Source organism: Shewanella donghaensis (assembly GCF_007567505.1).
GTDB lineage: Bacteria > Pseudomonadota > Gammaproteobacteria > Enterobacterales > Shewanellaceae > Shewanella > Shewanella donghaensis.
The window spans coordinates 4278954-4294644 of record NZ_CP041783.1 but is presented as its reverse complement, the minus strand read 5'-3'; the positions used below and the strand labels follow the sequence as shown (position 1 = coordinate 4294644).

Sequence of the window (15691 nt, the reverse complement as noted above, 5' to 3'; positions counted from 1 at the left end):
TATTACTTATCCGTCACCTGTTAAATCCACTATTAAATCCACTAACAATAATTCAAGCAGGCAGTGACTTATATGTAATGAGGTTTGAACCTAGCCAATTGACCACGAGTCCTAGTAATACGCCAATCGCTACACTGACCAGCATAAATAGTGGCTGCTTACCTAAGATCTGCGTTATCAGATAAAAACTCGATAAGTTAACCCCTGCAGAGATCGCGGCAATGATAACGACCCACCTAAGTTGCAATAGCGTATTAAGCTGCTTTCGATGTCTAAAGGTGAATAATCGATTACCTATCCAAGTGAGTATTAAACCAACACAAAAACCACACACCCTCGCAAGCATGGGTTGCCACTCTGCATAAACAGACAAAGTCAGAAACACCGAGATATCGACAATAAAGCTGCAACCACCAACGAGCAAAAACGCCAGTAACGAAGAACGCTTTAGTGCTTTGCTCATTGGGCTTATCAATTTTAATACTGCTTGATTAACCTTCATTATGCTTATTCATCAATTGAGTGTTCAGTTTGCTTTCACTGGTTAACTGAGCTTTTGAAAGTGTTAAATCATTACACAGTAACAGAACTTTTTTACGCGTTTGTACCTCGACTTTACATTGAGAAAACGAATTAAAATGCTCAAGTTGCTTTTTTGTCACAACCATATAAAAGGCCTGCTTTTTAAGTGACTGCAATTGTTGTTCATCACTGATTACACTCGCTTTCCCATCACTATAATAGCGCGAAGAAAACGGCTGCTGAAGCCAATAAAAAGTATCAAGACTGTCTACGCGCTGTGCTAATAACCACTTGTCACTTTTATCTTGGCTAACACCAGAATTAAGTACGATTACTGCCATTATCAGTAAGGCTGGAGTCCCCACAGCCATCAGATTAAACTTCAAAATCGGACTATCTTTCCAAGCATGGGCAATTAATAATGCTAATGCGGGTGAAGCGGGCAATACATAGGCAGGTAAAATGTTTCCGGCAAACGTAAATAATAATAGCGGCGCTATCATCCAACAGATTAAAAACTGAGTTAGCGGATCAAATTGTTGTTCACCTTGATAAATTCGATACAAGGCGCGTGGTAAAAATAACGTCCAGGGCAAGCAAGCAACGGCGAAATATAGCCAAATAGTCCCTCTAATTTCATCATGAGCAGAACCATATAAATCACCTTGCCAGCCACTGTCTATAAATCTTAACCAGTGCTCGCCGACAATAAAGTATTGAATAAATCCTGGTGTTGCCTGCTCAGCCATAACATACCAAGGTAAGGTTAAACTGAGCATTAATAGCGAGCCTGAAACTAATGGAACTCGTTGCCATAGTAGCGACCACATTTTTATCGGCCCTACCGACCACAGCATAAATAGAGCCGTCGCAATACCAAATATGACAACGGAGACAGGGCCTTTAGACATCAGTCCAATCGCCAAACCAACAAAGCCAACATAGCCCCAAAAATATTGCCCCTGCCAAGCAAGGTAGAAACTCAACAAAGCAATTGATAGCCCCAGTAATAGTCCCATGTCAGTCATCACAGTGCCGATACAGACATAAAAGACCACTGTCGTGGTTAAAATGATGGCAGCTTTGATCCCGTTAATGGCAAACCTTTTAGCGAAATACATCATCAAAAGCAGAATGGCGATCCCTGCTAAGAAATGTGGTAAACGCAAAAAGAACTCGCTGTTATGAAACAGTTGAATAAAGCTGGCACTCATCCAATTCTGTAGTGGTGGCTTACCCCAAAATGGCACGCCATAATCAAATTGCGGTGTTAACCAATTTGTGGTTTCTACCATCAAACGAGCCATTTCACCATATCGTGCTTCAGTGGTATCCATTAATGGATACAGAGCGAGTGACACTAATCGAACCAATAATGCAGCAACAAGTATTAGAAACAGTTTTGAAGACGTGACCTTTTTAGATAGCGCTAACGATGTCATTTTGCGTGTTCCTGCATTGAGTATTGGCCATTAAAGTATTGAGGGTTTATTTGCTGAAATTGGCGAATAAATGAATCGCTAACATGGGTAATATCAGCTTCATCAGATGCGATATGAGTATTTTTCTGACTGATGTTAGGCACTACTTTAGAAATTGATTCTACAACGGCTAAACGAGCGGATTTATCAGTGTAAGTCGATGCAGTGGAGGCAGAAGTAGGTTTAAATGCAATAACAGAATTAGGCATACCGACTTGATGGTGAACATCTTCGATAATAAATATTGGCCGCTGTTTTACTTCCATAAATACGCGCCCCAAATATTCGCCAATTAAGCCAAGTGCCAGCAATTGAATCCCAGCCAAAAATAATTGTACCGCCATCATTGAAGCGTAGCCTGCGACAGTTTCACCATAAATTAATGTTTTGGCGACAATCCAGCCGCCATAAATTAATGAACTTAGCCCAATCGTTCCCCCAAACCACGTCGCTAATCGCAACGGTTTAAAACTAAAAGATGTAATGCCGTCCATCGCGAGACCCACTAACTTGCCATAGTTCCACTTTGTTTCACCTAAGCTACGAGGATCGCGATCAAACTCTATTGTTGTTTGGGTAAAACCAGGCCAGCTTAATATGCCTTTCATAAATCGATTACGTTCAGGCATGGCATTTATGTGGTCTACAACTTGTCGGCTAAGTAATCTGAAATCACCCACATTTTCAGGGACGGGTGAATCTGACATCCAATTCATTAGTCGATAAAAACACGCCGCAGAAAAGCGTTTAAACCACGTTTCGCCCAAGCGTTTTTTACGGCGCATGTTGACCACTTCAAATCCTGAACGCCAAGCCTCAAGCATTTGTGGTATTAACTCAGGAGGATCTTGTAAATCTGCATCCAACAATATCACCGCTAAACCTCTAGCTTGAGCAAGCCCCGCAGACATCGCAGATTCCTTGCCAAAATTGCGACTTAATTTAATGCATTGATGTTCGCTATGAGTAAACTTGAGTTGTTGCAGCATTTCCCATGTATTATCAGTACTACCGTCATCGATAAACACCAATTCACATCTATCATTGATAGTAGAAAGCACTTTTTCAACTCGGTTCATTAACAAATCAATGCTTTCTGATTCGTTATACATTGGGATGATAATTGAAAGACATATTTCAGTTGGCTGATGTTGAGATTTCAAATGTCTCATGGACTATTCCTAAAGAATAAAATATGCCAACATCGTAAATAGCCTTAGGTGTAAAAAATGTCATTGACATTTTTTCGACAAAAAATTTGAGATGATAAGCCCTTACTATCTCGGAGCATTAAATTGAATAACATTAAGTTACTTATCATCGAAGATAATCACGATGTCGCAGGCATTTTAAGTGATTTTTTTGAAGCACAAGATGCTGAACTTGATTTTGCCGCCAATGGAGAATTAGGCCTAGCATTGGCTCTAGCAGAAGATTTTGATGCTATTATTTTAGACTTAATGTTGCCTAAAATGGATGGGCTGAGTTTATGCCGCGCCTTACGTTCACAAGGCTGTACCACCCCCGTATTAATGCTTACAGCCTTAGATAACAAAGCTGACTTAATGTCAGGTTTTGATAGCGGTGCTGATGACTATTTAGGCAAACCATTCGATTTAGATGAGCTCGACGTTAGGATTAAAGCACTGATTAAACGTCACCGTGGCAATGTGGCTCAGGCATTACTTAAATTTGGTGAACTTGAGCTAAATATTGCTCGTCACCAAGTGAGGCGTAAAGGCATGTTATTACCATTAACGCCCACAACTTACCAAATACTCTTACTGTTAATGAAAAACGCCCCCAATATTGTCACCCGAGAACAATTAATTGAGAGTATCTGGGGACAAAATCCACCAGGCCAAGATATTTTACGAAGCCATGTTTATCAATTACGTAATCAACTAGACAAGCCGTTTGAGCAACCCATGCTAGTTACCGTCCCTAAAGTAGGTCTAAGGCTTCAGCATGGGGAATAATCGACACCTTATCTCATTGGTTGCCTGTAATCAGCTTCGGTCATTGAGTGTATTTGCAAACTTAACACGACAATAAAGACGATATTATGAATCATGAACCTGTGACCACGAGCAATAGCTCAACAAGCTCTTTTGTAGGCCAACTCAGTGTCTACTTTGGCATAATCACCATCGTCACTGCTGCACTTATTTATTTAATGATGCAGTTCATGTTGCAATGGGTTGAGGATGAAGTGAGTTTAAATAACTTACGTGATAGCGCTAAATATGTGATCAGCGAATTTCAAAGTGGCGCTGCAGAACCTCTAGTGCTTCCTCCTAATATCACCGCCTATTATTCAGTCCAATATATTCCAGAAGACTACGGTCAACTACAAAACTACCCACTGGGTTTCAATGCTGAGATAAATGATGATTTCACTGAACTTTTTTTATATCGCGATGAGTTTTTACTTGATGGAAAACTAACCCCGCTTTATATCACCATGCCAGCAGAAAACATTGAGCTATCTCCACAACAATGGCGCAGTATGAGCCTCTTTACTCTAAGCTTTATCATTGGTTTATTCATTTTATTTGGCTACGTTATCACTAAGTTGTTCAGACGTTTAATCGAACCCATTAATCAACTCAGCTTACAAATGAGTCAAGCTACCTGCCCTAAAGAGTTTACCGTCAGCTCAAAGGCTGCCAAAGAATTTGGCATTTTAACCGACAGCTTAAACAGTTATCGTCAGCAAAATGAAACACTGATGAAGCAAGAGCAAGCTTTTGCCCGCTATGCTAGTCACGAACTAAGAACCCCACTGAGTATTGTTTTAGGATCAGTTAAGTTACTTGGTAAAAATGCTGAAACGGAATTTCAACTGCGACAACGAGATCGTATTACTCGCGCAGCACAAGATATGCAGAACACCGTCGATGCGCTACTAAATATTGTAAAACAAGAGAAGTCGGCAGATGAAAACCCGCCTAGAGAACTCAGTGAGCAAGAGCTAGAACAAGCCATTGAAACCTCAATAGCTCAAGCGAAACAACAAGACATTGAATTCATTATTGAGTGGCATCAAACACCTGTAATTCAGCCCAATAACGCGGTGCTAAAAATGCTGCTGACCAATCTCATTAATAATGCGATTAACGCCAGAATAGAACTATTAGATACCAATAAGCAAAGCTATATCAAACTGATTGTCGATGCTGACAGCATTACCCTTGAAGACAATGGCCAAGGCTTATCGATGACAGAAAAAAATACTCAAGGTCATGGATTGGGATTGGTCATTATCGATACATTATGTCAACGTTATCAGTGGCAGTTCTCACTGACAGAGAATAGCCCTAATGGCTGTATTGCTAGGCTAAAACTGCCTAAAAATGTCAAAAACAATCAATAAAAAAGGCTCCCTAAAGAGCCTTTATTGACATAGAAACACCAGTATTACTGTTTATGTACTGAGCCCGATTTCATTACAAAGTGAACATCAAGTAAGGCACTAATATTATCAAGTGGACTGCTTTTCATCGCTATAATATCCGCTTGCTTGCCTTGCTCTAAAGTCCCTAAAGAGGCTGACATATCAATCAGGTCAGCGCCGTTAATGGTGGCACTTACTAGAATATCTTGATTACTCATTCCGCCTTGGCTCATCAAAATAGCCTCTTTGGCATTATCTCCATGATGTGACACACCACTATCAGTACCAAACGCTATTTTAACGCCCGCTTTATAAGCGCTGCTAAAATTATTCTGCATATCATGCCCAACTCGGATGGCTTTCGCCTTAATCGCATCAGACATAAAACCGCCTTCAGCCTTCGCCATTTGCACCACGGTATCGCCGGCCAATAATGTTGGCACTAAATAAGCGCCCGATTTTTTGAATAATTTAATCGACTCTTTATTGGCGTAACTGCCATGTTCGATACTATCAACCCCCGCGCGCAGTGCGGCATTAATTCCTTCTGCAGCATGGGCATGACTAGCAACTTTACGCCCTAGCGCATGTGCAGCATCAATGACTTCTTTTAATTCGTCATTGGCCATTTGTTGGCCAGTACCGGTATTGGTATCTGATAGTACGCCGCCTGTGGACGTTATTTTAATCACATCTGCGCCATACTTAATCGCTCGGCGAGTGGCGCGGCGGCAATCAAATGGCCCATCACAAATGGTTTTAGAGGTGAGCATATCCAGTAGATCTGGGCTTTTACCATCGACATCACCATGACCGCCAGTGACTGATACTCCGCCGGACGCAATGATCCTTGGCCCAGGTATCCAGCCTATATTAACCGCATCTCTGAGTGCATATATCTGTTCAGGCTTGGCGCCTAAATCTCTAACTGTGGTAAAACCAGCTAACAGTGTTTTATTGGCAAAATAAGCACTTTTCATTGCAACATCGGCATCAGACATCCTTAATGACTCACTGTCATTATTAGGCCCTAATTCACCCTGTAGGTGCACATGCATATCCATCAAACCAGACATCACAAAACTGTTTTTAAGGTCAATGTATTCCAGCGTGTCGTTAGCGGTAATTTGATCTGCGGCTAAATCGATATAACCTTTTTTGATCGCAGTGATTTTGCCATCTTTTATCAAAATTGATTGTTGCTTAGTGGATTTTTCACCTGCAATAGAAAGCAATTCTCCTGCGTGGATGACTTTAAAATCTGCAGCTTGTATTGAAGGTAATACGCTACATAAACCAAAAATAATCACTAAGTTAAACGACTTTTTATAACTCAAATAATAATGAAATCGTCTAATTGCTGCTATCGCTAAATTTGACATAAAGTCCTTCTTATATTTTAACTTTTCCCGATGCTTAACATGCCTAACTTAATCATCATTTACAACCTCTGCATATTAGCGTTAGCAGAAACGGGATCGAAAAAACCATTATTGAATGCCCAGCACCTCGGATATAAGTTCTCATTTATTTAGCCTATCGTTATTCAAATTTTTTATTAAACCTAGATTTGTGACACAAATTAACTTATTTGTTAACAACTTTAGATTGATAAAGCTAAGCCTTTGCTATATAAAAGCTTTAAGATTTTCATCAAGGAGGTTGAAAGTGACTGATTCTGTCAAATCAGAAAAAAACTACGCTGTAGCAGTTATCCTATCCGGTATTTTCGGAGTGCTAGGAATTCATCATTTTTACTGCGGCCGTATTAGCCATGGTGTATTTGATTTATCTTTGGCCATTGTAGGGCTAACACTCATGCAGTTTGAAGACGTCACCCTCGCGCTACTTGGTTTAGGTCTCATCGTTATCGATGTTATTCACACTATAGTGGTCACTTTTATGCTTCTAGTTGGAAGCTATAGGGACGGGAAAGGTAAGTTAATTACCTATCCAGGACAAAAATTATAATTAAGGGATTTATTTATGTCAGAAGTACAAACAGCAACTGCAGATGTCCAAGTAAGCGACAAAGGATTCGTACCAACGCTACTATTATGTTTTTTCCTAGGTATGTTCGGTGCACACCGCTTTTATGCAGGTAAAATTGGTACTGGTATCTTAATGCTATTAACTTTAGGTGGTTTTGGGATTTGGACACTAATCGACTTTATTATCATAGCCGTTGGTAGTTTTAAAGATTCTGAAGGCAAGTTTATCAAAGCAAGTTAATTGATAATGGGTTAATAACGTTAACCCACTTAGCTTTAAAGCCGCATCAATTCATTTTGATGTGGCTTTTTATTACGACCGATTAAAAGGTAAAATCAATACCGAAGTATATTTGCTCAGCATCATTAACCGATAAATCAGAGCTGTTGTACTCCATCGAAGAAGTGACATTATGTTTTAAATATCGAAAACCTATTTCAGATGTAAAATCATGCCCCAAATCAAATAGAAAACCCACTTGTCCGCCATAAACATAGCTGCTGCCAGAGTCCTGATAACTTCGATCTAAATCGGTTAATTGAATTTCATTACCGCTAAACCCTGCAGAAGCACCAATAAACCATTTAATATTATGTGTATCATCAACTGAAAAGAGTCGGTCATAGGAGACTAGTAGTCCTTCATGCTGAGTCATATCGTCAGAATTATAGGAATAAGCACCGTATAAACGGTTACTTGGGTTTAAGGTTATTGCGCTTCTATATTGATAATTTATGCCACTTTCTTGGGTATTGGAAAGCCCCGCAGAGGATGCATTATAATTAGCGTAGCCAACTGTACCGCCAATAATAGACTCTGCGGCATGACTCAAATGAGGAACTAAACACATGAACGTTACGTTTGTCACCAAGGCCAGTTTGGTCATATAGAATCGAGTGATTGAAAGTCGAGTCATATTTCCTCCAACGTTAATGACCTTAATTCATTATCATCCTTAATCGCTGAACAAAAACTGAACAAACCTCAAAGTTTTACGATTAATAATTTTACAAAATGCATCTTTAGCCCCATTTCGTGATCAGGTTAAAGTTTAATGATTCGTATATTAGAAAGGCAAAGCTGTAAACGTAAAAAAACCGCTATTAAGCGGCTTTTTTTGTGCAAACTAGATCGAGGTTAATTGATATTAGTTCGCAATTTTCAAATCTGCTTTATCAGAAATTAAGTTCATATCAAAATCGAACTCATCAACACGAATCGCACGTTCACGTTTCAAGTTGTAATCTTGCAGTTGTTGATGCTCATCAGCAGTAATCACTTTAGCTTCGAGTGCTGCATCCAATGTAAGAGAGAATTTAATTCCCGCTTTAAATACTCGCTGTTTAAGTGCTTTTTTCACTTTAGCTAGCATAGGTAAACAAGCCATTTTAGCTAAATATGCTTGCTCATTAATGTAATTACCATCACCTGCTACAGGCTTAACTAAATGGGTTAGCTGCTTTTTAAATGTGGTATCAAGCTGTGCTTGATGCGCAAGTTCTCTAACCAAATCATCGTTCACTTTTAGCATTTTACCAGAGTAAGTCATGGTAATTAAACGCATAAACTGACGTGTAGGCTTAGATGGGAAGTTTTCTAAGAAAGCGAGCAACGCTTCTTCAGCTTTACATAATGCCCAGCGTGTTGCGTAATCAAAATATGGCTTAGCTTGCGTGCGCTCTTCTGCTGATACTTTATTTTCGTAAAAACGAATTGACGCCATAGCAGCATATAAGAAGCTCATCACATCACCTAAGCGCGCTGATAACATTTCAGCTTGCTTAAGTTTGCCCCCAAGTACCAATAGTGAAAAGTCAGCATAAACAGCAAGTTTAGAAGCAAGCTTATGCACTGATTTTTCATAACCGATAACTTCTGGCAACGCAGATGAAGCTGGAGCAGTAAATGGCAATACACCTAATTTAAATGCGCGTAAGCTATTACCAACACTGTAACTTACGGTTTTTCTAAAGATACTGTTGAAGGTTTTGTCAGCATCACTTGCATCGCTATGAATTGATTCAACCATGCTTTGTAAATGTGGATGACAACGCATCACCCCTTGACCAAAGATCATCAAGTTACGGGTTAGAATGTTGGCACCTTCAACGGTGATAGCAATCGGTTGAGCTACATAGCCAGATGCTAAGGTATTCTGTGGTCCGCGCTGAATCGCTTTACCCGCCTGAATATCCATTGCAGAGTTCAACACATCACGTCCAAGCTCTGTCATGTGATACTTAGCAATTGCAGTGACTACAGAAGGTTTTAAACCTAAGCCTAGACCTTCTGTTGTTAGCACACGCATTGCTTCTTGTAAGTAAGTTTTACCCGCAATGTCTGCAAGCTTTTCTTGAATACCTTCAAACTTACCAATTGATAAACCAAACTGCTCACGTACTGCTGCATATTCAGCAGAAGATTTAAATGAACATTGGCTAACTGAAACACCTAAAGCTGGCAGAGAAATACCACGACCAGCGCCTAAACAGCTAACCAGCATTTGCCAACCGCGACCAATTTTTTCTTGTCCGCCGATAATGAAATCCATCGGGATAAATACATTTTCACCACGAGTCGTACCGTTGTAAAAGCGACAACCCATAGGATCATGACGGTTACCTAGTTGTACGCCAGGGTGAGCCTTAGGAATAAGTGCACAGGTAATACCAAGCTGTTCTTTGCCGCCTAATAAACCTTTTGGATCTTCTACTTTAAACGCTAAACCGAGTACAGTAGCGATAGGGGCTAAAGTAATATAACGCTTATCCCATGTTACTGATAAACCCAATACTTGCTCGCCTTGGTACTCACCGATAGTGACAGTACCAATATCAGGGATACCACCAGCATCAGATCCCGCTTCAGGACTTGTTAATGCAAAACATGGAATTTCTAAGCCGTTAGCTAAACGTGGCAACCAAAAATCACGTTGGCTATCTAATCCGTAATGCATTAATAACTCACCTGGGCCTAGGGAGTTAGGAACCATAACAGTCACCGCTACAGCAGAACTTTTAGCTGCGATGGTGGCAACAATCGTTGAGTTTGCATAAGGGCTAAACTCAAGTCCGCCATATGACTTAGGAATAATTAAAGAGAAAAACTTGTTCTCTTTAAGGAAGGTAAGAATATTGTCTGGTAAGTGCTTTTCATTTTGAATGCCAAAATCATCAACCATTTCAATTAATGTTTGAACTGGGCCATCTAAGAAAGCTTGCTCTTCAAGAGTCAGCGCTGCACCTGGAATATCACGTAAGGCAGCAAAATCAGGAATACCTTGATAAATTGATCCCTCTAACCAAACATCTCCAGCGTCTAACGCTTCTTGTTCTGTCGTTGAAATACTTGGCAATACTTTTTTAAATGTTGTTCTTAAGCTCATAGTTTTACACTCATCAGACCAGAATAATAGTGTGCATTACGTCACAAAAATCAAATTAGATCAAATATTCTAATTGTAAAATAAAGCTAATATTTACAGTAACAAAGCAACATATAAAAATAATTTCCAGAATTTCATTAACTTACACGTGTACGCTGAAGGTAAAAATAATTTAAAAATTTATACGCTCGTTTGAATTTTTTGTATTATGAGCAATAATCACACAAGTTTTTTATAAAGATAAGCACTGTGACATCCATAAAAATGCTACTTTAAATTACAGGTCCAGTACTAGAGAGTTGAAACATGTGCGGTAGAATAGAAGTGTTATTTGATAGAATGAAAGCTACGCTTGATAATTTATTCGATATTCCTCTCTCTATACAAACAAACCTAGATTTACGGCCTACAGATCAAATAACGGCTATAACGTCATCCGCAGAAACGCTATCACCACATTGTTCAATAAAAACTGTACCCGCTCTCTGGGGAATTCAGCCAGCTTGGTCAAAGAAAATCATCATCAATGCACAAGCAGAAACGGTTAATGAAAAAGCAACTTTTGCCAGTGCTTTTAGACAACAGCGATGTATTATTCCATGTAGTGGGTGGTTTGAATGGCGTGACGAAGGCCAGGCTAAGAAACAGAAATATCGTTTCAGTCATACGGCTAATAAGCCGTTATTTATGGCAGGGATACTTTATCCTGCTCAGCAATCAGAGCTCCAACAACTAGTGACATTAACAATTGCGCCCAATGATAAGTGCGCCGAATATCATCACCGTATGCCATTGTTTATACCTTCAACTGAAATCAATCCTTGGCTGCATCAAGATGCCGTACAAGTTAAATCACTGCTTACAGCCTTGCCTGATAAATGGATAAATGTGAGTGCGGCATGATTGGTCAAATGGAGACGAGTATTTTCAAATACCTTAAATATAAGCCCTTTGACACATTTAAAATTTTTAGTATTTTATTAAGCAGATCACAACCTTGGCATTTAAATATGCTAGAAAACGCAAAATTGTAGCTTTAAAGCGTATTTTAAGTTTCAATTAACATAAATCGATAAGATGGTATGTAAGTAAGACAGTTAAACCTGTATTACACGTACTAATTTAATAAAGTGCTAACCAATTTTCAGTGTTCTTAGTTTTGAAGTAACGGATTTATTTTCATTAAGAGATTTGTTCATTGAGTATGCGCGATTTGTTAAGGCCATAGTATTTGGTACTTAGCATGGGCGATAAAGCCCCTTAACTGATGATGGAGTTACTATGAAATATTTAGCTATGATTGCTGCCCTTGCTTTTGCTGGTTCTGCTTTTGCTGTTGATTGTGTGGATTGTCACAATACTATCAATGTTGAAGAGCATACTGAAATGGAAGCAAACATCGCAACTTGCGATGATTGTCACGGTTTTACTGACCACCACGAATTAGATACAGACATACACACACCAGACCTAACTATCGCTGAATGTGCTGATTGTCACACTGTAGAATAATCAATTTAGCCTTGATGTAGATTGCCCATAATCCAGATTTGGCCAAGCTAGTGTAAACATCAAAAGTTAAAGACTCTGTAAAGAGAACTAAAAACCAGTTGTCGCTCAACTGGTTTTTTTGTGCCTAAAAATCAATAATCCCCTGATCCCTTAATTAGCTGACGATTCCTTATTAGATCGCAATTACCATCAAGTAATACCTTTCAAAAACAGCATCATTAATTGGCGATTCATCCTACACGCAATACCTCAGTGTTTCTTAGGTCATATCAACTAAAGCTATTATCAATAAAAACTAAAAACTGTTTAGATAAACATCGGTATTATCATTTTTTTATAAATTGTTAATCTATATCCAAGTTGTTGAGCACTGCAGGTTACTAATAACTCACAGTCGCAAATACGGATATACCAAGACGGGTTCTTCTTATATCCATTAAATAAATATCAGAAATTTCTGATAAATATGAAATTGGAGCTGATTATGTTTACTAATATTGGTTGGATTGTTGAAGCAAAATTGAAAGATGGCAAACGTGAAGAGTTTGAAGCTGTCATGAATGAAATTGTTGCTGAAACAGAAAAAGAACCGGGGACAATTAACTATCAATACTATGTTTCAGATGAAGGCGATGTGATGGTGTATGAACGTTTCGCCGATATTGAATCAGCCCATATACATATCACTAACTGGGATAATTTCGCTGAGCGTTGGGTAGCTGCGGCCGAACCGACTCGTATGGTTCATCTTGGTGATTTACCTGACGAATTACGCGCTCGCCATGCCGTATTAGCACCATTATGGCTTAAGCCTTTCGGTGGCTTTGCACGCTAGTTATTAAAGAATCAATCACTTTCATTCTAACGATAAAAATTTTGGAGCATCACTATTATGTCAACTTATTACTCTGTACTTGAAGTGACCCCGACTACCGACACATGGGTAGCCGATTATATTGGACTAGCTAATGAATTAGTTGCTAAATACGGCGGAAAATATCTTGCAAGAACTAATAGCCATGAACGCCTAGAGGGCGTAGGTGAAGATCCAGCCTTACGTATTTTAATTGAATGGCCTTCAAAAGAAGCTGCAATGAACTTTATGAGTGATCCTGGTTATGTACCCCATTTGAAAGCGCGCACAACAGGCTCTGTCAGCCATCATGCGCTCGTTGAAGCAAAGGATGATTTAGCTTAACGCTCAGTTACTCATACAAAAGCCTATAAGAGAGATAACCCGCTGATTTAAAAAAGCCTTACCGTTCACTCATTAGTTAGCGTGTACATAAGGCTTTTTTAATGGCATCCAAACTGGTTTGAAAATTGACATAATCGATAGGAATCGAAAAGTGATTTTGTTCAATACTTAACACCAGCGATGGAAACCCTTGAATGGGTAACGAATGCGTTAATTGCAGTTCTTCTTTAAATTGCTGCTTAGTTGCCAGTGAAGTTAATTGCTCACTAAAGCGCGCCACATCAATACCAAGTTTATTGGCCAGTGCAATTAACGTACTGTCATCTGATGGGTTTTGCGCATCTAAATAATACGCTTGCTGGATAGCAGCATACATTTGTGACTCTAAGCCATATTCCCTAGCAACAAGACATGCCCGACATGCAGGATAAGTCGACCGCCTTGGCTGACATTGCGTCCAAAAATCAAAGTTGAATTGAGTCCCTAATTGATTGGCAATTTTGTGCCATGTTTGCACCAAAAATTGCTGCATCTCCTGTGGCATTGGCACATCAGAGTCTGGGGCTAAACCGCCCAGACGGTAGCAAATATTGACTTGCGGTAATTGCTCTTTAATTTGCTGTTCTAACGCCAGCCAAGTAGGGCGATATCCCCAACACCAACTGCACATTGGATCATAAACATAAGAAAGTTGTATTTGAGTATGTGATACCTGTTGCATGTGCAGTCCTAACAATAAATAGTCTTTGAATTAAACAGTTATAACATCAATTCAATGAGAAACCTGACGGAATTTTCGGCAATTAAATTCGGTTCAAATTTTAACGCTAAACAAGGTATAATCGGCGCATTAATGATCGGAGAGTCCCCCATGGCCAGAACTGCCGCTGCACTGCATATTTTAGTAAAACATAAAACCCAAGCTGAAGACTTAATGAAGCAACTTGCTAACGGCGCTAAGTTTGACGTACTAGCACGAAAGCATTCATCTTGTCCTTCAGGAAAAAGTGGCGGAAATCTTGGTGAGTTTAAAAAAGGCCAAATGGTACCACCGTTTGATCGCGTCTGCTTTACAGGTGAATTACTCACCCCCCATTTAGTTAAAACTAAATTCGGCTGGCATGTGATTAAAGTTTTGTACAGAACATAAATTAGCCAACCAAGTTACTGGCAATGTTTACGTTGCTAAAGTGTTGTACAGAACATAAATCAGCCAACCAAGTTACTGGCAATGATTACGTTGCTAAAGTGTTGTACAGAACATAAATCAGCCAACCAAGTTACTGGCAATGATTACGTTGCTAAAGTGTTGTACAGAACATAAATCAGCCAACCAAGTTACTGGCAATGATTATGTTACTAAAGTGCTTTACCGTACATAAGGTTTTTGCTCACCACTTGAACAAGTCATTTAGCATAACGTTACTTCATCATACCCAAGCCTAACATCAGTGTTTCTTGTGTATTATTTGAGAGAAACAATGAACAAAGTGTTTATTATTGGTTTGCCAAGAACTGGCACCACCAGCATCAGCGTAGCGTTACTTCAACATGGCTTGAAAGTGGCGCATATAGGGTTAACTAAACGCGCATTTGAAGTCGCTGATGTGGTTTCTGACGTGCCCTGCTTTTGTGACTACCCGCAATTAGATGTGTTATTTCCTAATGCCAAGTTTGTCTATATTGACCGCCCGATTGACAGCTGGGTGACATCAATACAAATGTTGCTCACTAAAATGCGCCCAAACCTTGCCGATAAAACAGGGACTTTTCATCCCATCCTCAAGCGCTGCTTTAAACAAGTATTTGGCCCGTTAACGGCTGACAACCTTCTTGATGAAGCGCGCCTAAAACAGTGTTACCTAGACCATCAACAAGCCGTTAATCGTTATTTTGAAAATAGAGACAACTTTTTATCGATCAAGCTAAAAGATGATAATAGCTTGCAAACGCTGCTGGCATTTATTGGTATTGAAGATAGCGACATGACCGAGTTTCCAGTGCTCAATGTCGGCACGCATGTGGCAAGTTGGGGGGAGTATAAACACCCCAATAAAATCAATACCAACCTAGCAGGTCCTGAACACAGAAAGTTCTTCGATTACAAAACACCTTCAATTAAAAATGCCATTTTGTAACTGATTTTTGTAATCGATAGTAGGTTTGCTATAACTTGTTTGCTATAACTTAGATGTGTTGCTCAC

The 15691-nt window shown here is 39.5% G+C and carries 17 protein-coding genes; 10 read left to right on the top strand and 7 right to left on the bottom strand.

The genetic code is table 11. From position 1 onward, the window contains the following. Window positions 1-52: 52 nt before the first annotated feature. From FPK91_RS18285 to FPK91_RS18275, 3 genes are read right to left on the bottom strand one after another with little or no spacing between them, the layout of a single operon-like run. Window positions 53-463 (bottom strand): GtrA family protein, encoded by a 411-nt coding sequence (locus FPK91_RS18285; RefSeq protein ID WP_144213116.1) that lies wholly within the window; start codon window positions 461-463, stop codon window positions 53-55. 28 nt (window positions 464-491) lie between these two features. Further along, window positions 492-1964 (bottom strand): ArnT family glycosyltransferase, encoded by a 1473-nt coding sequence (locus FPK91_RS18280; RefSeq protein ID WP_144213114.1) that lies wholly within the window; start codon window positions 1962-1964, stop codon window positions 492-494. After that, a complete protein-coding gene (locus FPK91_RS18275; protein WP_144213112.1) occupies window positions 1961-3175 on the bottom strand; it encodes a glycosyltransferase family 2 protein in 1215 nt (404 codons plus the stop codon). Before FPK91_RS18275 ends, FPK91_RS18280 begins: the two co-directional genes overlap by 4 nt. A gap of 123 nt (window positions 3176-3298) precedes the next feature. Between FPK91_RS18275 and FPK91_RS18270 the strand changes: the two genes are divergently transcribed. After that, window positions 3299-3982, top strand: coding sequence for a response regulator transcription factor (locus tag FPK91_RS18270; RefSeq protein WP_144213110.1), 684 nt, complete (start codon window positions 3299-3301; stop codon window positions 3980-3982). An 86-nt stretch (window positions 3983-4068) separates the two neighbouring features. Beyond that, window positions 4069-5379 carry a sensor histidine kinase gene (locus FPK91_RS18265; protein WP_144213108.1) on the top strand — a complete coding sequence of 437 codons (1311 nt, stop codon included), beginning with the start codon at window positions 4069-4071 and terminating at the stop codon, window positions 5377-5379. A gap of 44 nt (window positions 5380-5423) precedes the next feature. On the opposite strand, the gene FPK91_RS18260 is transcribed toward FPK91_RS18265, so the two are convergent. Further along, window positions 5424-6782 (bottom strand): metal-dependent hydrolase family protein, encoded by a 1359-nt coding sequence (locus FPK91_RS18260; protein WP_144213106.1) that lies wholly within the window; start codon window positions 6780-6782, stop codon window positions 5424-5426. A 286-nt stretch (window positions 6783-7068) separates the two neighbouring features. Here FPK91_RS18260 and FPK91_RS20955 point away from each other — a divergent pair, with 286 nt between their 5' ends. Then, a complete protein-coding gene (locus tag FPK91_RS20955) occupies window positions 7069-7371 on the top strand; it encodes an NINE protein (RefSeq protein ID WP_157936144.1) in 303 nt (100 codons plus the stop codon). A 15-nt stretch (window positions 7372-7386) separates the two neighbouring features. After that, window positions 7387-7632: a TM2 domain-containing protein gene (locus FPK91_RS18250; RefSeq protein WP_102477078.1), complete on the top strand. Its 246-nt coding sequence runs from the start codon at window positions 7387-7389 to the stop codon at window positions 7630-7632. Between the two features lie 82 nt (window positions 7633-7714). On the opposite strand, the gene FPK91_RS18245 is transcribed toward FPK91_RS18250, so the two are convergent. Both FPK91_RS18245 and FPK91_RS18240 read right to left on the bottom strand, forming a co-directional pair. Next, on the bottom strand, window positions 7715-8308 hold the full coding sequence (locus FPK91_RS18245) for an outer membrane beta-barrel protein (protein ID WP_144213102.1): 594 nt from the start codon (window positions 8306-8308) through the stop codon (window positions 7715-7717). A 231-nt stretch (window positions 8309-8539) separates the two neighbouring features. Further along, window positions 8540-10777, bottom strand: coding sequence for an acyl-CoA dehydrogenase (locus FPK91_RS18240; protein ID WP_144213100.1), 2238 nt, complete (start codon window positions 10775-10777; stop codon window positions 8540-8542). A gap of 306 nt (window positions 10778-11083) precedes the next feature. Between FPK91_RS18240 and FPK91_RS18235 the strand changes: the two genes are divergently transcribed. From FPK91_RS18235 to FPK91_RS18220, 4 genes are all read left to right on the top strand, one after another. Further along, on the top strand, window positions 11084-11680 hold the full coding sequence (locus FPK91_RS18235; RefSeq protein ID WP_144213098.1) for an SOS response-associated peptidase: 597 nt from the start codon (window positions 11084-11086) through the stop codon (window positions 11678-11680). 378 nt (window positions 11681-12058) lie between these two features. Beyond that, complete coding sequence (locus FPK91_RS18230) at window positions 12059-12289, top strand: cytochrome c3 family protein (protein WP_144213096.1); 231 nt, start codon at window positions 12059-12061, stop codon at window positions 12287-12289. A gap of 484 nt (window positions 12290-12773) precedes the next feature. Next, entirely contained in the window at window positions 12774-13124 is a 351-nt protein-coding gene (locus FPK91_RS18225; RefSeq protein ID WP_144213094.1) for a putative quinol monooxygenase, read from the top strand. Between the two features lie 57 nt (window positions 13125-13181). Next, window positions 13182-13487 carry a DUF1330 domain-containing protein gene (locus FPK91_RS18220; protein ID WP_144213092.1) on the top strand — a complete coding sequence of 102 codons (306 nt, stop codon included), beginning with the start codon at window positions 13182-13184 and terminating at the stop codon, window positions 13485-13487. A gap of 76 nt (window positions 13488-13563) precedes the next feature. Here the strand turns inward: FPK91_RS18220 and FPK91_RS18215 are convergent, their stop codons facing one another. Continuing rightward, on the bottom strand, window positions 13564-14208 hold the full coding sequence (locus FPK91_RS18215; RefSeq protein WP_144213090.1) for a DsbA family protein: 645 nt from the start codon (window positions 14206-14208) through the stop codon (window positions 13564-13566). A gap of 150 nt (window positions 14209-14358) precedes the next feature. Here FPK91_RS18215 and FPK91_RS18210 point away from each other — a divergent pair, with 150 nt between their 5' ends. Together FPK91_RS18210 and FPK91_RS18205 are read left to right on the top strand one after the other, a co-directional pair. After that, window positions 14359-14637, top strand: a complete 279-nt coding sequence (locus FPK91_RS18210) for a peptidylprolyl isomerase (RefSeq protein ID WP_144213088.1) — start codon at window positions 14359-14361, stop codon at window positions 14635-14637. A 331-nt stretch (window positions 14638-14968) separates the two neighbouring features. After that, window positions 14969-15625, top strand: coding sequence for a sulfotransferase family protein (locus FPK91_RS18205; protein WP_144213086.1), 657 nt, complete (start codon window positions 14969-14971; stop codon window positions 15623-15625). Window positions 15626-15691 lie beyond the last annotated feature (66 nt).